Below are 16,315 nucleotides of genomic sequence, written 5' to 3'. Positions count from 1 at the left end.
CTTTGCTCCTTACAGCGGTCGAACGGGAATGCAGATGTCGAAGATCATCGTACAGCTCTTTGGATCCATCGCCAGGTCGGGCCTGAACATTTCGAAGCAAGGGCGGTCGTCGCACTGCAAGCCGCTGGAGGGCAGCCAGTTGCGCGTCATCCAGGTCCAGGCGTCGCTGATCTCGGCGGGCTGGCCTTCGAAGTGGGCTACGGCGTAACGGCCGCCGGGCAGGGTGGCGATGTCGGCCGAGCCGGTGGCGGTGAAGCTTTCCGGCACGGTGACGCAGGCGTCGTAGCGGCACTTGTCGGGCGGTGTGATGCTCGGGTCGTCGTAGCTGACGCCGTAGCACACATGCTGGTCCAGGCCGTGCGACTGTATCCACGGCGATACCGTGCCGCGCCAGAAGGCGCCGATGCCGGGGCCGTAAGGGCCGATGTGGCGATGATAGGCGACCCGCGCGGCGGGCAAATCGATCACTTTAACGTCCATGTTGAAATCTCCTGATTCGTGGTTGGAGATGTCATCGTCGCCGATGCCGGTTTGCGGCGTCTGATCGTAGTTGCTCAACACCTGATCCAGATTGCTCTCGGCGCGGCGGCTGCCGCCCAGCGCTTGCGAGGCCAGCCGCTCCTGGGTGTCGCGCCGCCACTCGGTCGGCGTGTAGCCGAACCTGAGTTTGAAGGCGCGTGCGAACGCTTCGCCTGAACCGAAGCCGGTGGCCAGCGCCGTTTCCAGCACCGATTCGGGCGGCGTGCAGCTCAGGCGGAAGGCGGCCTTTTCCAGCCGGCGGCGGCGCGCGTAATCGCCCAGGGTTTCACCCATCCACGACTGGAAGATGCGATGAAAGTGAAAGCGCGAGAAGTTGGCGACGTCGGCCAGCTGTGCCAGTTCCAACGGCTGGTCCAGATGGGCGTCGATGTAGTTCAGCACGCGGTTCATGCGCCGCGCATACTCGGCGCGCGGGGACTGGTCGTTGGGGAGGCTCATTTGTATTAAAATCTATAAAATACAACAGTGTTGATTATATAAGGAGTGGGTGTGACTGCGAAAACTTCAGTGCTGTTTGTCTGCATGGGGAATATCTGCCGCTCGCCGACGGCGGAGGGCGTGTTCCGCCATCGCGTCGAGGCGGCCGGACTGGCCGATCGCTTTCTCATCGATTCGGCCGGCACCCACGGCTACCATGTCGGCGAACCGCCCGATGCGCGCTCGATGGAGCATGCCGCCAACCGTGGCTACGACTTGTCGGCGCAGCGCTCGCGCAAGGTGGCGGCCAGCGACTTCGAAACCTTCGATCATGTGCTGGCGATGGACCACGATAATCTGCGCCTGCTGGAGGCGGCCTGTCCGCCGCAGCACCGGCACAAACTGGGGCTGTTCATGGCGCATGCGCGCCACAGCGCATCCGATGTGGTGCCCGATCCTTACTACGGCGGCGGCCGCGGTTTCGACATGGTGCTGGACTATATCGAAGACGCGTCCGATGGCCTGATCGCCGCCTTGTCGGTGAAATAAAGCGATTGCGAAAAAGATAAGTTGATGGCAGCATACGGCGGTTGATCGCCAATCGAGAGCGATCTGCATCGGGAGAAAAATATGTCGCAACATCGCAAGTGGATGCTGTCCATGGGCCTGGCCACGGCCGTGCTGCTGGGCGGCGCTGTGCAGGCGCAGGATCTGCAACGTCTCGAAGCGCTGGTCGACAAGGCCGTCGCCAAGGATCATTTTTCCGGCGCGGTGCTGGTGGCCAAAGGCGACCAGGTCTTGCTGGACAAGGGCTACGGCTCCGCCAACCTGGAATGGAATATCCCCAATTCGCCGAGCACCAAATTCCGTCTCGGCTCCGTGACCAAGCAGTTCACGGCCGCCAGCGTGCTGCTGTTGCAGGAGCGCGGCAAGCTGGCCGTCTCCGACCCTGTCAGCAAATACCTCGGCGGCCTGCCTGCCGCGTGGAGCAAGGTCACGATTTTCCAACTGCTGAACCACACTTCGGGCATCGCCAATTTCACCTCGACCAAGGAATACCAGGCGATCGAGCCGTTCACCAAGAAGCCGGAGGAATCGGTGGCGCTGGTGCGCGACAAGCCGCTGGAGTTTGAATCCGGCTCGCGCTTCAGCTACAGCAATACCGGCTATGTGCTGCTGGGTGCATTGATCGAGAAGGTCAGCGGCCAGACCTACGACGCCATCGTGCGCCAGAATATCTTCGAGCCGCTCGGCATGAAGGACAGTGGCTACGACTGGAACGCCAATGTGCTGCCGAACCGCGCCGCCGGTTATGCGCGCGGCAAGAAGGGCATGACCAACGCCGGCTTTATCAACATGAGCATCCCGCACGCCGCCGGCGCGCTGTACTCCACGACCGGCGACCTGCTGCGCTGGCAGCGCGGCCTGTATGAGGGCAAGCTGCTGTCGCCGGCGTCGCTGGAGGCGATGACCACGCCTTACCAGTCCGGCTACGGTTTCGGCCTGGGCATACAGCAGAAGGATGGCGGCAAGGAAGTGGGCCACGGCGGCGGCATCGAAGGTTTCGCCACCGAGGTGCATTACCGCATGGCCGACAAGATCAGCGTGATCGTGCTCAGTAACGTCGAAGGCAGTGAGCTCGAATCACTGACCGCCGGGCTGACCGCCACCGCGCGCGGCGTCACCTATGTGATGCCGGCGGAACGCAAGGATATCGCCTTGTCGGCCGAGCAGATGGCGGCCATCGCCGGCACCTACACGATGCCGGACGGCCGCCGCCTGTGGCTGCGCACCAGCAACGGCGGCATGACGACCCAGTTGCAAGGCCAGGCTTCGCTGCCGATTTATGCCGAGTCGGCGGACAAGCTATTCCTGCGCAAGGTCGACGCGCAGCTTGAGCTGCATCGCGACGCGGCCGGCAAGGTGGAGGCGGTAACGCTGCTGCAAGGCGGCCGCAATATGCGCATGCCGCGCGTGGACGAAGCGCCGCCCGCCGATGACAGCCCGGCTGCCGGCCAATAAAGAGACCGACCAAACCTCAATGATACGAAGATGAACGCACATATCGTCAAACTGGAAGAGACGCCCGACGGCGGCGACATGCAGGCACTGGTCAAGGGCCTGACCGCCTACAACGCCGCGCAGGCCAATGGCGAAACGCCGAACTATCTGGTCGCCACCGTCAAGGACGACGGCGGCAAGCTGGTTGGCGGCCTGCTGGGCGCCACCTATCTTGGATGGCTGCAGATCCAGGTGGTGTGGCTGGACGACAGCGTGCGCGGCCTGGGCTACGGCAGCGAGTTGATGGCGATCGCGGAACGCGAAGCCTTGCGGCGCGGCGTGCAGAACGCCTTCGTCGAGACGCTCAGCTTCCAGGCCTTGCCGTTCTATGAAAAGCTGGGTTACACCGTGTTCAGCCGCCTCGCCGATTTTCCTCCCGGCGGGGCGCGCTATGCGCTGACCAAGAAGCTGGAAGGCTGACTAAGGCTGCTCCGTTCCATGCGAGGCTGCGAACACCGGACCGCCCAGGTACGAATAATAGAAACGCCGCTGCCCGGTCGACAACAGCACGTGGTGCGCCAGCAGGAAGTCGCGACCCAAGATCACCTGGTGATCCCTTGCATTGAGATCGCCGTCCACCGACTCCATGACCGTGATGCGCGGATGACTGATCTGCTCCTCGCCGATGGCGAAGCTGTCGAACGTGGTGATCCACGATTGCCTGGTTTTTCCGTTAAGGCCTTGCAGCTTGTTGCCCTTGCGGGTGCCGGCGGACGCGGGATCGAATCCCAGCCGCTCGGCGGTGTGCTGGTCGACCAGCGAGATGGTGGCGCCGGTGTCGATCAGGGCCATCAGCTTGCTGCCGTTGATCGTCACCGGCACGATGGCGCGGCCGTCGCGGGACAGCGTTTCCAGCGGCACGTCCAGCGCCTTGGCATCCCAGTAGGCCAGGGACTTGTCGTCGCAGCCGGCGCCGCGGAAGAACTTGAGCTGCTTGTCGGCCAACGCGATTTCCAGGTCGGCCTGCAGCAGGTAGTCGGCGCCGATGATGCCGCCGTAGCCTGGAAAGTCGAAACCTTCGACGACAGGGAAAGAGGTCTGGTGCAAGCGCGTAGGACCGATGACCACTTCTTTCGGCCGGGCTGAAAACATCGGCGCGCGTCCTCCAATGCCACTCATGATCTCGCTGATGCGGGTGAGCGTGACTTGCTGGCGGTCGAGTTCCGCGCGCGTCAGCACGGTTTTGAAGGCGCCGGTATCGATCAGCATGTGCACGGACTTGCCGTTGATTTGCGCGTCCAGGTAGGGCGTGTCGGAAATGCGTTCGTCCACACTGATGCCCAGCGCGGCCAATTCGGTGTAGCGGCATTCGGCGCCGGCCTGGCTGGAGAGGGCGGCCAGCAGCAGCGGCATGCAAAGGAGGAGGCGGTTCATGAATAAAGAAAGCTGTTGACAGACATCGATGTTATCATTTTAGCTAACTTTTGTGTTTGATATTGATATGCTTGACAGTTGGTTCGCACCCCCATAACTACCGTTCATCCGCCGGCCGGCGGCGTTTGTCGGATGTTCCGTGCAAAAGGTGGTTTTTTTGTCTAGAGTGCAGTCATTGCCATCCACATTGTGAGCGATGGCGATATCTACCTGGATGGGAAATATCATGCGTACTTTTGTGTGGGCATTACTGCTGGGCTGCTGCATTCCCGGCGCCGCGGGCGCGGTCGAGAAGCCGTTGCAGGAGACTGACTTGCAGGAGTTCAGGGGCCAGTACGATCTGGCCGACGGCCGGACCTTGACGGTCACCCAGCATCGCAAGAAACTGTTTGTGCAGATGAACAACGGCCCGGCGGTCGAGTTGGAGCCGGCCGGCAAGAGCGTGTTCGTCACGCGCTGGGGCGGGCTGCGCGTGGAGTTCGATCAGCGCGACAACGGCAACGTCGCCGGTGTTCGCCTGCTGGGACCGGAGCAGGTGGCGCGCCGACAGGACTGAGCCGGCGCGTGCGTACTAGGTCAGCAGCGGAAGGATGCCGTCCAGGCCGACGAAGTTGAGCGCCACGTTGGCCTGCTCGCGCACCACCGGCTTGGCGCGGAACGCCACCGACATGCCGGAGATGCTCATCATCTTCAGATCATTGGCGCCGTCGCCCATGACGATCGCCTGCGAAGGTTCGATGCCCAGCTCCGCGCACACGCGCTCCACGGTGCGCTGCTTTTCTTCCGCATCGACGATGCCGCCCACCACGCGCCCGGTCAGGCGGCCGTCGACGATTTCCAGCTCGTTGGCGTGGGTGTAGTCCAGGCCCAGGCGCTCTTTCAAACGCGAGGTGAAGAAGGTGAAGCCGCCCGACACCAGCAGCGTTTTCAGGCCGGCCTGCTGCACCGCCTTGAGCATGGTTTCCGCGCCCGGCGACAGTTGCAGGCGCTCGTTGTACACGCGCTCCAGCGCCGACGCCTCCAGGCCTTCGAGCAGCGCCACGCGGCGCTTCAGGCTCTCGGCGAAATCGAGCTCGCCGCGCATCGCCGCCTCGGTGATCTCGGACACCTGCGGCTTGAGGCCCTGCATGTCGGCGATTTCGTCGATGCATTCGATGGTGATCAGCGTCGAGTCCATGTCCATGGCGACGAGCTTGAATTCGCTCATCTTGTGCATGCCGATGGAATAGGTGGCGTCCAGCTGGGCCGCCTGGGCGGCCACTTCGATGGTCTGGCGCAGCGCCGGCGAGAAGGTGATGCCTTCGCAGCGCAGCGCGCGTTCGTTCAACCAGGTGATGTTTTTCGGCGCCGTCAGCGCCGCGATGCGTTCCAGTCTGGCCTTGCAGTCGTCCAAGCCTTGCAGCACGAGATTCATAGTATTTTTTGCAGTCTTCATAAATGCTTATAGCGTTTTTTGGGCTAGGCGCCCAAGTTACTGGTTAAGGCTCACGCGGTCAACTGTTTGATTGCACCTTTGATCTGGGCGACACGTGCCGCCAGGTCGGGCATGGCGGCGGTGATCTTCAATTTGTCCTGGCCATTGAGCTTGATCTGGCGATTCTTCTGTATCAGCTCGATGATGCGCATCGGGTCGATCGGCGGCTTGGCCATGAACTGCAAGGTGGCCGCTTCGCCATGGGCGTCGATCTTGACGATGCCCACGGTTTTGGCGGCGATGCGCAGCCGGTGGGTCTCGATCAGGGCCTTGACGGGGTCGGGCAGTTTGCCGAAACGGTCGATCATCTCTTCCTGCATGTCGTCGATCTTGTCCTGGACGTTGCAGTTGGCCATGCGCTTGTAAATAGACAGCCGCTCGTGCACATCGCCGCAGAAATCGGCCGGCAGCAGCGCCGGCACGTGCAGGTTGATCTCGGTGGTGGTGGCCAGCGGCGCAGCCAGGTCGGGCTCCTTGCCGGCCTTGAGCGAGCGCACCGCCTCGTTCAGCATGTCAGAATACAGCTGGAAGCCGATCTCGGTCATCTCGCCGGACTGGTTGTCGCCGAGGACTTCGCCGGCGCCGCGGATCTCCAGGTCGTGCATCGCCAGATAGAAACCGCTGCCCAGTTCTTCCATCTGCTGGATCGCGTCCAGGCGGCGCTGCGCCTGTTTGGTCAGCGACTGCACGTCGGTCACCAGCAGATAGGCGTAGGCCTGGTGGTGCGAACGGCCGACCCGGCCGCGCAGCTGGTGCAGCTGCGCCAGGCCGAACTTGTCGGCGCGGTGCATGATGATGGTGTTCGCGGTCGGCACGTCGATACCGGTTTCGATAATCGTGGTGCACAGCAGGATGTTGTAGCGCTGCGCCACGAAGTCGCGCATCACCTTTTCCAGGTCGCGCTCGTGCATCTGGCCGTGCGCCACGGCGATGCGCGCCTCCGGCAGCAGCTCGGTCAGCATCGCCATGCGGTTCTGGATGGTCTCGACCTCGTTGTGCAGGAAGTAGACCTGGCCGCCGCGCTTCAATTCGCGCAGGCAGGCTTCGCGGATGATGGATTCGCCTTCGCTGCGCACGAAGGTCTTGATCGCCAGGCGCTTTTGCGGCGCGGTGGCGATGACCGAGAAGTCGCGCAGGCCTTCCAGCGCCATGCCCAGCGTGCGCGGGATCGGCGTGGCGGTCAGCGTCAGCACGTCGACTTCGGCGCGCAGCGATTTCAGGGCTTCCTTCTGGCGCACGCCGAAACGGTGTTCCTCGTCGATGATGACCAGACCGAGGCGGGAGAACTTGACGTCGTCCGACAGCAGCTTGTGAGTGCCGATGACGATGTCCAGCGTGCCGTCGGCCATGCCCTTGATCGCCTGCGTGATCTCCTTGCCGGTGCGGAAGCGCGACATTTCGGCGATGCGCACCGGCCAGTCGGCGAAGCGGTCGGCGAAGGTTTGCGCGTGCTGCTCGGCCAGCAGCGTGGTCGGCGCCAGGATCGCCACCTGCTTGCCGCCCATGACGGCGATGAAGGCCGCGCGCAGCGCCACCTCGGTCTTGCCGAAGCCGACGTCGCCGCACACCAGCCGGTCCATCGGCTTGCCGGAGGTCATATCCTTGATGACGTTGTTGATCGCTTCCTGCTGGTCCGGCGTTTCGTCGAAGCCGAAGCTGTCGGCGAAGCGCTCGTAGTCGTGCGCCGAGTATTCGAACGCGTGGCCCTGGCGCAGCGCGCGGCGCGCGTACAGGTTGAGCAGCTCGGCGGCGGTGTCGCGCACCTGTTCGGCGGCGCGGCGCTTGGCTTTCTCCCATGCGCCGGAACCCAACGCATGCAGCGGCGCGTCTTCCGGCGAGGCGCCGGAGTAGCGCGAGATCACGTGCAGCTGCGATACCGGCACATACAGCTTGGTGTCCTTGGCGTATTCCAGGTGCAGGAATTCGGTTTCGCCTTCACCCAGGTCCATGCTGGTCAGGCCCATGTAGCGCCCGATACCGTGGTTGATGTGGACCACCGGATCGCCGATCTTCAGCTCCGACAGGTCGCGCACCATCGATTCGACCTGGGTGACGGCTTCCTGCTTCTTCTTGCCGACGCGGCGGCCGGAGCCCGCATACAGCTCGGTCTCGGTGATGAAAATCAGATTTTCATCAGGAGTCGACAGCTCGAAGCCGGCGTGCAGCGGGGCCACTCCCAGCATCAGCTTGGCGTCGGAGGTGGCGAAGCCCTCGTAGCCTTCGACCGGCGTCAGCGCCAGGTCGTATTCGGTGAAGTACTGCTGCAGCGTTTCGCGGCGGCCGTTCGATTCGGCGCAGATCATCACGCGGCGGCCGGCCGGCAGCAGGTAGGCGCGCAGATTGGTCAGCGGGTCGTCGCTGTGGCGGTTGACGGCGATGTTGGGCACCGGCGCCGACAGTTCGGAGGCGCCGCTGTCGGCATCCTTCGAGATCACCAGCCGGCCGTAGGGCTTGGCCAGCGTGAAGAACTGCTCGTCCGACAGGAACAGCGCTTCCGGCGCCATGATGGGGCGGTCGCGGTCGGACTTCAGGAAGCGGTAGCGCGAGCCGGTGTCGGTCCAGAAGCGCTTGATGGCGGCGTCGATGTCGCCCACCAGGGCCAGCGCCGCGCCTTGCGGCAGGTAGTCGAACAGCGTGGCCGTCTCTTCGAAGAACAGCGGCAGGTAGTACTCGATACCGGCGGAGGCGATGCCGCTCTTGATGTCCTTGTACACCACCGAGCGCGAAGGATCGCCCTCGAACTGCTCGCGCCAGCGGTTGCGGAAGGTGGTGCGCGCCGCTTCGTCCATCGGGAACTCGCGGCCGGGCAGCAGCCGCACCTCGCTGACCGGGTACAGCGAGCGCTGGGTGTCGGCGTCGAAGGTGCGGATGGTTTCGATGGTGTCGCCGAACAGGTCGAGCCGGTAGGGCAGGGCGGAGCCCATCGGGAACAGGTCGATCAGGCCGCCGCGCACCGAGTATTCGCCGGGCGACATCACCTGCGCCACGTGGGTGTAGCCGGCCAGCGTCAGCTGCGCTTTCAGGCGCGCTTCATCGAGCGACTCGCCCTTTTTGAAGAAGAAGGTGTAGGCCGCCAGGAAGGACGGCGGCGCCATGCGCACCAGCGCCGTGGTGGCCGGCACCAGCATCACGTCGCACTGGCCGCTGGAGATTTCGTGCAGCGTGGCCAGGCGCTCGGACACCAGGTCCTGGTGCGGCGAGAAGGCGTCGTAGGGCAGGGTTTCCCAGTCCGGCAGCAGATGGCAGCGCAGCTGGTCGCCGCCGAACCATGGGATCTCGTCCAGCAGGCGCTGGCCGTCGCTGGCGTTGGCGACGATCACGGCCAGCATCTGGCCCTGGGATTTGAGTTCGAGCGCGGTAAGCGCCAATGCGTAGGCGTCCGACGAGCCGTGCAGCGCAGGCAGGGCGAAGCGGGTGCCGGGTTTTGGTAGGGAGTTTTTTAAGACCAGGGACACAACACACATTCACTGTTAAAGGCGCGTCGCCAGAGTGGCAATGCCGCTGCCGACATTATAGACGAAGCACCGTCGTGCCGCCGCGCTCCGCTCACGCCGGCTTGGGTGGCCGGTTGGCTATGCCGAAGGGCACATGGACCATCGGTATATTGCCGCCGGCCGACTTCAGGTGACTGAGTTGGTCGTCGAAGAAGATATGCGGCTTGAAGATGCCCAGCACCCGGGATTTTTCCATGCCGCCCAGGAAAAACGTCTCGTTGGCGGACACGCCCCAGCTCTTCAGCGTGGTGACCACGCGCTCGTGCGACGGCGCGCTGCGGGCCGTGATGATGGCGATGCGAAGGATGCGCTTGTACGACGGATCGCGGCGCTGGGCCCGCTCCTCCAGCCGCTGCATCAGCGACAGTTTCTGGAACAGGTCGGCCAGCGGGCCGGGCTGGTGCGGGATGGCGACCCGCTCGCGCTCGTGCGCATGGAACTCGTCGACATCGTTGTTGCGCTTGAAGACGGTCTCCGATTCATCGTCGGCGATCACGCCGTCGAAGTCGAAAGCGACCCGCAATTCCTCGTCGTCATCGTCCTCGGTGCGCGAGGGCAGCACCAGGCCGGCCGGGTAATTGGCTTCCAGCGCGTTGCGGACGTCCTCCTCGTTGGCGCTCAGGAACAAAGAGGTATTGAAGGCCGGCAGGTAACTGTACGGCGATTTGCCGGTGACGAAGCAGGCGCGCGAGATGTCCAGCCCGTAGTGGGCGATGGAATTCATCACCCGCAGCCCGGTTTCCGGCGAGTTGCGCGACATCAGCACCACTTCCACCGGCGCCGATTGCGCGTAGTGCTTGTTGATGTTGAGGAAGCGCCGGATGAAGGGGAAGGCCACGCCCTTGCCCAGGATGACGTCGATATGCTGTTCCTGGTACTTGCGGTACTCCTCGGCGCCGCCTTCCAGGTAGATCTTGTGCGATTCGGTCAGGTCAAACAGCGCGCTGGAGGCGATGCCGATCACCAGTTTGTGCTCGATAGGGTAGGCCATGGTCTAGTCGGTGGATTGCTATAAGCATCACTTTACCCGATACGCCCGCATAGCGTGCGGCATATTATTGGTATGTAATTGGTCATATAGTATAAATATTTTTCTTATCAATAATGTTATTCTTGTTGTTAACTGGATATAATTCAGCCCTTGCTTGCGGGTTTTTCCTGTTTCCTAACGAACATACCAATTACATACCATGACTATTTCCACTCTGATGCATCGCATTTTGCCGCTGGTGCTGGGCGCGGCTGCCCTGTGCAGCGCCCAGGCCGCCGCGCCTAGTTTCAACCTGGGTCCGGCGTCGGACTACAGCGCCTATTTCTACGGCAATGCCAGCAACTTCACCGATATCGAAGGCCGCCTGGCCGTCGGCGGCAACGTCAACACCTCGGGCGCATCGATCGGCTACCGCACCCCGTTCGGCGTCACCGCGCCGAGCGTGGTGGTTGGCGGCAACGTCAAGCTGAGCGGCGGCGACATCTACGCCGCGCCGCTGACCAATGTGAACACCAATGCCTCGATCGGCCCGATCACCGAATACACCAAGAATTACAACGGCTACGGCGTGTACGGCGGCGTGAACACCTCGTCGTCCTACCTGACGCTGAACAAGGCCAATATTTCGACCTACACCGATTTCGGCGCGGCCAAGACCCAGCTGACCGGCCTGTCGAGCACGCTGAACAGCCAGGCCGGCAACGGCACGGTCAACTTCGCCAACGGCGGCATCGAGCTGGTAGGCAACAACACCGTCGGCCTGCAAGTGTTCAACGTCAACACCCGTAACCTGAGCAATCTGACGCTGAGCAACGTGAAAGACGGCGCCACCGTGGTCATCAACGTGACCGGCACCGGCGACGTGGTCTTCGGCGGCGGCCAGGATGGCCTGCTGGAGCACCTGCGCGCCAACGTGCTGTTCAACCTGAACGACGCTAACGTGGTCAAGGTCAGTACCTTCGTCTGGGGCTCGGTGCTGGCCAACGACGCCGTGTTGTCCGGCACCGGCCACCTGGAAGGCAGCATCGTCGCCAAATCCATCACCAGCGCGGTCGAGATCGGCTACGAGCCGTTCAAGGGCTACGTCGCCACCCCGGTGCCGGAGCCGGAAACCTATGCCATGCTGCTGGGCGGCCTGGCGCTGATGGGCGTGGTCGCGCGCCGCCGTCGCCAGGCCTGATACCGGCCGGCGTCGCGAAAAAAGCTGCCTCGGCAGCTTTTTTTGTTTCTTTCTTGCATGGACGATTGCCACTGGCCGTGCGCTGGGATACATTGAGGCATCCACAAGGCGGAATCCGGCGTGCTCAATCTCGACACTCTATTGTTGGTACAGGTCTGCGTCACACTGCTGACGACGGCGCTGCTGGTCGCCTCCGCCTGCTACACCGGCAGCCCGCCCGAATTGCGCTGGTGGGCGCTGGGCAATCTGGTGGTCTCGGTCGGCCTGGCCATGGCCAATCTCGATGGCCTGCCGGTCATCCTGAACATGGTGGTCGGCTACGGCGTGATGGCTTTCGGCCTGGGGCTGGTGCTGCGCGGCCTGCGCGTGCATTGCTCCGATACGCTGAGCTGGCGCGGCGTGGCCGTCATCACCGTGCTGGCGCTGCTGGTCTCCACCTACTTCAGCCTGATCATGCCCAGCCTGCGGGCGCGGCTGTGCTTCAGCGGTTTCTATTTTGCGCTGTTGAACTGGCTGTGCGCGGTCACCATCGCGCGCCACGGCGGCTGGCGCGGCATCATCATCAGCGTGATCGGCTTTTCGGTGCTGGGCCTGGCCTTGTTCGTGCGCGGCGTGCACATGCTGTTCCATGGCGATCCGGCCGATGTGCCGAGCTCACTGGTGATGGGGGTGAGCATGCTGGTGATACCGCTGGCTCAGGTCTGCATCGCGTTCGGCCTGATCCTGATGGTGATGTGGCGCTATGCCGAACGGCTGCGGCGCCTGTCCACGCTCGATGCGCTGACCGGGGCGCTGAACCGGGCCGGCCTGGAAATCCACGGCAAGCGGGTTGCCCTGCGCGCGCAGCGCGGGCGCCGCAGCTTGGCCGTGATCATGATCGACGTCGACTTCTTCAAGACCATCAACGATACCTACGGCCATCCGGTCGGCGACGAGGTGCTGCGCCATCTGGCGGGGATACTCAAACTGGAGTTGCGGCCCTACGACTTGCTGGCGCGCTTCGGCGGCGAAGAGTTCGTGCTGGTGCTGGACGGCTCGGATCTGCCGTCCGCGACCAAGGTGGCCGAGCGCCTGCGCGCGCGCATCGAGCTGGAACTGGTGGAGATCGATGCGCTGTCGGTGCGCTATACCGCCAGTGTCGGCGTGGTCTCGTCGGACCAGCACGGCTATGACTTGATCGGCCTGATCTCCGCCGGCGACGCCGCCATGTACGAAGCCAAGCGCGCCGGCCGCAACCGCGTGATCGGCGGTTGAAAGCCGGCCGCCGGCCTCAGGACAGCAGGGTGATCAGCGCATCCGGGTGCAGGCCCCAGCCGGCCAGGCCCGACAGGCCCATCAACACGCCGAACGCGGTCGGCACCAGCGCCGTGAAGTACAGCGCCCACAACTGGGTCAGCGCGGTGATGGCCAGTAGCGAGATGGCGATCGCCAGCAGCGCGTCCGACAGGTCGAACTGGTCGTCCTTGAAGTTGGCGGCGTCGTAGGTTTTCTGGTCCTGCTCGGCCTGTGCCTTGGCTTCGGCCTTCTTGCTGTCCTGGTCCTGCGCCACTTTCTCGTACTGCTTGATCGCTTCCTGATACGCCGCCTGCTCGGCCGCCGGCTTGCCCGTTGCGGCAAGGCGCAGCTGCACCACGGTCGATTTGGCGACTTCCTCGCGCACGTTGCGGGCCTGGTAGAAGGCCCAGTGGTCGACCCGGTTGGCCTGCGCCTGCTGCATGCTCTGGTTGATGTTGTCGTCCTTGACCTTGCAGATGCCCATGAAGGTGGCCAGCAGCGCGACGGTGATGGCGACGGTGGCATTGAGTTTGCGGCCGGTGGCGGGGGTGTCGTTCTGGGTTTCGACGATGTCTAGTGGTTCCATGTTCGCTGGGGGAGGTATAAAAACCGCAAGCTTAACCTACAACTGTGAGCGCCGCACCACAGACTGAAAGAATCTGATTGACGCTGCCATGCACGGGCAGCATATTGGGCCTGAAGGGAATTGTCACAGATTCTCTCTCCGATTTAACCACTTCAAGGGGACGGGATGTTCAGGAATTTACTCATCAAGTGGAAGCTCGCCGTGCTGGTGGCGATCATGATGGTTGCGCTGCTGGTGGTGGGCGCGGCAGGCTACACGGGCATCGTCAAGGTGGGCGGCGCCGTCAACGAAATCGGCGTGGTGCGGCTGCCGTCGATCCAGGGTTTGCTGGCGATGAGCGAAGGCCAGACCGCGGTGGCGGCGGCCACGCTGTACACGGCGGTCTACGAAAACGACTATCACTCGCAGGACAAATTCAGCGAAGCGCAGGAGCTGCGCAGGAAGGCCTGGGCCAACATCGATCGCGGCTGGAAGCGCTACGAGCCGCTGCCGCAAACGGCCGAGGAAGAGGTGCTGTGGAAGCAGTTCACCGGCGAATGGGCCCCGTGGAAAACGGTGGACGACAAGATCGGCTCCATCGTCGGCGCCATGGCCGGCAACAAGGACGAGCAAAAGCAGAAGGATTTGTTTGTCGATTTCTATGCGCAGTATCAGCTGTCGCGGCCCTTGTTCCTGAAGGCCGAGGCGACGCTGATGAAGATCGAAAAACTGAACGAGGATATCGCGGCCACCAGCGTGCAAGAGGGCGCGGCGGCGATCTCGCGTGCCGAATGGGCGATGGTGGCGTCGGGCGTGATCGCGGCGTTGGTGGCGATCGGCTGCGCAGCCTACATCACCGGGGCGATCACCACGCCGATCAATGAGGCGGTGCGCGTGGCGCAGACGGTGGCGTCGGGCGACCTGACCAGCCGGATCGAGGTCGAGACCACCGAGGAAACTGGCCAGCTGCTGCAGGCGCTGAAGGACATGAACACCAGCCTGATACGCATCGTCGGCCAGGTGCGCGGCGGGACGGAGACGATCGCGGCGGCATCGACCCAGATCGCCAGCGGCAACCTGGATCTGTCCTCGCGCACCGAGGAGCAGGCCAGTTCGCTGGAGGAGACCGCGTCGTCGATGGAGGAACTGACGTCGACGGTGCGGCAGAACGCCGACAACGCGCGCCAGGCCAACCAGCTGGCGGCGTCGGCGTCCGGCGTGGCGGTGCGCGGCGGCGACGTGGTGTCGCGCGTGGTGGATACGATGGAGTCGATCAACGCATCGTCGTCCAAGATCGTCGACATCATCAGCGTGATCGACGGCATCGCGTTCCAGACCAATATCCTGGCGTTGAACGCGGCGGTGGAAGCGGCGCGGGCGGGCGAGCAGGGGCGCGGTTTTGCGGTGGTGGCGTCGGAAGTGCGCAACCTGGCGCAGCGTTCGGCCACGGCGGCCAAGGAGATCAAGGAATTGATCGGCGATTCGGTCGACAAGGTCGGCGCCGGCAGCAAGCTGGTGGCGGAGGCCGGGGCGACGATGGGCGAAATCGTCTCCAGCGTGCAGCGCGTGACCGACATCATGGGTGAGATCACGCTGGCGACACAGGAGCAGAGCGTGGGCATCGACCAGATCAACATGGCGGTGGGCCAGATGGACACGGTGACGCAGCAGAATGCGGCGCTGGTGGAAGAAGCGGCAGCGGCGGCGGCCTCGCTGCAGGAGCAGGCGGCGGCGCTGGCGGAGGTGGTCAGCGTGTTCAGGTTGGACCAGGTAGCGGCGCCACGTCCGCAGGCGATGGCGCGGCGGCAGATCCGCGTGGCGGCCGCGCCTGCGCGGGTTGCCGTCGCGGCGCCGGCCGCGCGCCCGGCGTTGAAGGCCGCGGCGGTCAAGGCACCGGCGCGCCAGGCGGCCACAGTGGCGGGCGACGACTGGGAAGAGTTCTAACAATAAAGTAAGCCACTATCTGGCGCAGCAGCAAAGTCAAGCGGCCTTCGGGCCGCTTTTTTTAACTTTGAACTGAAATTACTCGTAGGCCGCAAGGCGCTTCTGTTCGTCGGCGGAAAAAATGGCGTCGCGCAGTTTCTGCAGCGCTGCTGGATCGGAGGCGCCGGCCAGTTGCTGGCGTTGTGCCAGATAGCTGGCGATGCGGCTGTGCCAGTCCGCTTCTTCGCGGTCGACGTCGGCCAGGCGGGCCGCCGCTTCGGGCGACAGCGCAGCGGCGCGCATGCGGTAGATCTCGTTGTCGCCCATGCCTTGCTCGCGAGCCTTCGCCACCACTTCCTCAAGTTTCAACACCTTGGCCGGTGCATCGCGCTCGTCGCGCAGCTGTTGCGGCAAGCGCGCATCCAGCGCTGCGATGCGTTCCTTGCGCTGCGCATCGGTCAAGCTCTTGTCGGCGTTGATCTCCAGCCGTGCCACCGCGTCCAGATCGTAAGCGTCGCTGGCGCTGAACAGTCCCTCGGCTTCGGCGTCGCTGAAATACGAACGGCGCAGGCGCTGCATGGCCTCCAGCCGCCGACGCGCACCCTGCGCCAGATCCGGCGTGGCCGGCAAGCCGCGTTCCACATCGACCAGCGCGCGCTTGTAGGCCAGGTAGGCGTCCAGCAGGCGCTTGGCCTCGGCCGCCGGCGCGGCGCTCAGGCGGCGATCCAGTTCACGGCCTATCTCCACGCGGATCGCCTCCAGCGGCTTCTCGCCCAGTCCCGCCAGATAGTAGTCGAACAGGTAGGCCAGCTCCGCGTTGACGGTCAGCTTGTCCGCCGCCGTCTGGCGCACGTCGCCGTCGGGCCGCGTGCCGATCATCGATGGCACAAACGCAAAATAGTTTGGATCGGCGGCGCTGGCGCGCGGCGCCTCGCTGCGCGGCAGCGCCAGATACAGGCCGGCGCCGACAACAACGGCCAGCGCGCCGAAGCGCAGCAGTTTTGCGTTTGTGCTCATCATG

General features: G+C 63.9%; 14 protein-coding genes. 7 read left to right on the top strand and 7 right to left on the bottom strand.

Going from position 1 to position 16,315, the window contains the following annotated elements; all coding sequences use genetic code 11:
- Nucleotides 1–9: 9 nt before the first annotated feature.
- Nucleotides 10–978, bottom strand: a complete 969-nt coding sequence (locus tag D0T21_RS08745; protein WP_116990940.1) for a GyrI-like domain-containing protein — start codon at nt 976–978, stop codon at nt 10–12.
- A gap of 45 nt (nt 979–1,023) precedes the next feature.
- Between D0T21_RS08745 and D0T21_RS08740 the strand changes: the two genes are divergently transcribed.
- The 3 genes from D0T21_RS08740 (at nt 1,024) to D0T21_RS08730 (ending at nt 3,438) form a co-directional block, all read left to right on the top strand.
- Nucleotides 1,024–1,506, top strand: coding sequence for a low molecular weight protein-tyrosine-phosphatase (locus D0T21_RS08740; RefSeq protein ID WP_116990939.1), 483 nt, complete (start codon nt 1,024–1,026; stop codon nt 1,504–1,506).
- A gap of 81 nt (nt 1,507–1,587) precedes the next feature.
- Nucleotides 1,588–2,979: a serine hydrolase gene (locus D0T21_RS08735; RefSeq protein WP_116994324.1), complete on the top strand. Its 1,392-nt coding sequence runs from the start codon at nt 1,588–1,590 to the stop codon at nt 2,977–2,979.
- A 30-nt stretch (nt 2,980–3,009) separates the two neighbouring features.
- Nucleotides 3,010–3,438 carry an N-acetyltransferase gene (locus tag D0T21_RS08730; RefSeq protein WP_116990937.1) on the top strand — a complete coding sequence of 143 codons (429 nt, stop codon included), beginning with the start codon at nt 3,010–3,012 and terminating at the stop codon, nt 3,436–3,438.
- Here D0T21_RS08730 and D0T21_RS08725 read toward each other — a convergent pair whose 3' ends face one another.
- On the bottom strand, nt 3,439–4,392 hold the full coding sequence (locus D0T21_RS08725; protein ID WP_116990936.1) for a retroviral-like aspartic protease family protein: 954 nt from the start codon (nt 4,390–4,392) through the stop codon (nt 3,439–3,441).
- Nucleotides 4,393–4,618: 226 nt separating this feature from the next.
- On the opposite strand from D0T21_RS08725, the gene D0T21_RS08720 reads away from it, so the two are divergent.
- Nucleotides 4,619–4,948 carry a DUF3471 domain-containing protein gene (locus D0T21_RS08720; protein WP_116990935.1) on the top strand — a complete coding sequence of 110 codons (330 nt, stop codon included), beginning with the start codon at nt 4,619–4,621 and terminating at the stop codon, nt 4,946–4,948.
- A 15-nt stretch (nt 4,949–4,963) separates the two neighbouring features.
- Here the strand turns inward: D0T21_RS08720 and serB are convergent, their stop codons facing one another.
- The 3 genes from serB to D0T21_RS08705 all read right to left on the bottom strand — a co-directional run bounded on the left by serB (nt 4,964) and on the right by D0T21_RS08705 (nt 10,351).
- Nucleotides 4,964–5,806, bottom strand: a complete 843-nt coding sequence (serB, locus tag D0T21_RS08715; RefSeq protein ID WP_116990934.1) for a phosphoserine phosphatase SerB — start codon at nt 5,804–5,806, stop codon at nt 4,964–4,966.
- Nucleotides 5,807–5,877: 71 nt separating this feature from the next.
- A complete protein-coding gene (mfd, locus tag D0T21_RS08710; RefSeq protein ID WP_373886678.1) occupies nt 5,878–9,330 on the bottom strand; it encodes a transcription-repair coupling factor in 3,453 nt (1,150 codons plus the stop codon).
- 82 nt (nt 9,331–9,412) lie between these two features.
- Complete coding sequence (locus D0T21_RS08705) at nt 9,413–10,351, bottom strand: 5'-nucleotidase (RefSeq protein WP_116990932.1); 939 nt, start codon at nt 10,349–10,351, stop codon at nt 9,413–9,415.
- A 199-nt stretch (nt 10,352–10,550) separates the two neighbouring features.
- Here D0T21_RS08705 and D0T21_RS08700 point away from each other — a divergent pair, with 199 nt between their 5' ends.
- Both D0T21_RS08700 and D0T21_RS08695 read left to right on the top strand, forming a co-directional pair.
- Nucleotides 10,551–11,531: a choice-of-anchor A family protein gene (locus tag D0T21_RS08700; protein WP_116990931.1), complete on the top strand. Its 981-nt coding sequence runs from the start codon at nt 10,551–10,553 to the stop codon at nt 11,529–11,531.
- Nucleotides 11,532–11,651: 120 nt separating this feature from the next.
- The gene (locus D0T21_RS08695; protein ID WP_229211386.1) at nt 11,652–12,785 is read left to right on the top strand and encodes a GGDEF domain-containing protein; all 1,134 of its coding nucleotides are present in this window, start codon (nt 11,652–11,654) and stop codon (nt 12,783–12,785) included.
- 16 nt (nt 12,786–12,801) lie between these two features.
- On the opposite strand, the gene D0T21_RS08690 is transcribed toward D0T21_RS08695, so the two are convergent.
- On the bottom strand, nt 12,802–13,392 hold the full coding sequence (locus tag D0T21_RS08690; RefSeq protein ID WP_116990929.1) for a DUF4337 domain-containing protein: 591 nt from the start codon (nt 13,390–13,392) through the stop codon (nt 12,802–12,804).
- A 165-nt stretch (nt 13,393–13,557) separates the two neighbouring features.
- On the opposite strand from D0T21_RS08690, the gene D0T21_RS08685 reads away from it, so the two are divergent.
- Nucleotides 13,558–15,315: a methyl-accepting chemotaxis protein gene (locus tag D0T21_RS08685; protein ID WP_116990928.1), complete on the top strand. Its 1,758-nt coding sequence runs from the start codon at nt 13,558–13,560 to the stop codon at nt 15,313–15,315.
- Nucleotides 15,316–15,393: 78 nt separating this feature from the next.
- Here the strand turns inward: D0T21_RS08685 and D0T21_RS08680 are convergent, their stop codons facing one another.
- Nucleotides 15,394–16,311: a lipase secretion chaperone gene (locus tag D0T21_RS08680; protein ID WP_116991065.1), complete on the bottom strand. Its 918-nt coding sequence runs from the start codon at nt 16,309–16,311 to the stop codon at nt 15,394–15,396.
- Nucleotides 16,312–16,315: the final 4 nt, after the last annotated feature.

The organism is Duganella sp. BJB476, from assembly GCF_003416895.1.
Taxonomy (GTDB): domain Bacteria; phylum Pseudomonadota; class Gammaproteobacteria; order Burkholderiales; family Burkholderiaceae_D; genus Rugamonas.
The sequence above is the reverse complement of the archived record's forward strand: the minus strand, read 5'-3'. Positions and strand labels throughout refer to the sequence as shown.

What these genes read in the sequence shown, in the direction of transcription:
- D0T21_RS08730 (WP_116990937.1), top strand. Translation starts at nt 3,010, where the DNA reads ATGAACGCACATATCGTCAAACTGGAAGAGACGCCCGACGGCGGCGAC.
- D0T21_RS08725 (WP_116990936.1), bottom strand. Translation starts at nt 4,392, where the DNA reads ATGAACCGCCTCCTCCTTTGCATGCCGCTGCTGCTGGCCGCCCTCTCC.
- D0T21_RS08690 (WP_116990929.1), bottom strand. Translation starts at nt 13,392, where the DNA reads ATGGAACCACTAGACATCGTCGAAACCCAGAACGACACCCCCGCCACC.
- D0T21_RS08685 (WP_116990928.1), top strand. Translation starts at nt 13,558, where the DNA reads ATGTTCAGGAATTTACTCATCAAGTGGAAGCTCGCCGTGCTGGTGGCG.
- D0T21_RS08680 (WP_116991065.1), bottom strand. Translation starts at nt 16,311, where the DNA reads ATGAGCACAAACGCAAAACTGCTGCGCTTCGGCGCGCTGGCCGTTGTT.
- serB (WP_116990934.1), bottom strand. Translation starts at nt 5,806, where the DNA reads ATGAATCTCGTGCTGCAAGGCTTGGACGACTGCAAGGCCAGACTGGAA.
- D0T21_RS08705 (WP_116990932.1), bottom strand. Translation starts at nt 10,351, where the DNA reads ATGGCCTACCCTATCGAGCACAAACTGGTGATCGGCATCGCCTCCAGC.
- D0T21_RS08745 (WP_116990940.1), bottom strand. Translation starts at nt 978, where the DNA reads ATGAGCCTCCCCAACGACCAGTCCCCGCGCGCCGAGTATGCGCGGCGC.
- mfd (WP_373886678.1), bottom strand. Translation starts at nt 9,330, where the DNA reads ATGTGTGTTGTGTCCCTGGTCTTAAAAAACTCCCTACCAAAACCCGGC.
- D0T21_RS08700 (WP_116990931.1), top strand. Translation starts at nt 10,551, where the DNA reads ATGACTATTTCCACTCTGATGCATCGCATTTTGCCGCTGGTGCTGGGC.
- D0T21_RS08720 (WP_116990935.1), top strand. Translation starts at nt 4,619, where the DNA reads ATGCGTACTTTTGTGTGGGCATTACTGCTGGGCTGCTGCATTCCCGGC.
- D0T21_RS08735 (WP_116994324.1), top strand. Translation starts at nt 1,588, where the DNA reads ATGTCGCAACATCGCAAGTGGATGCTGTCCATGGGCCTGGCCACGGCC.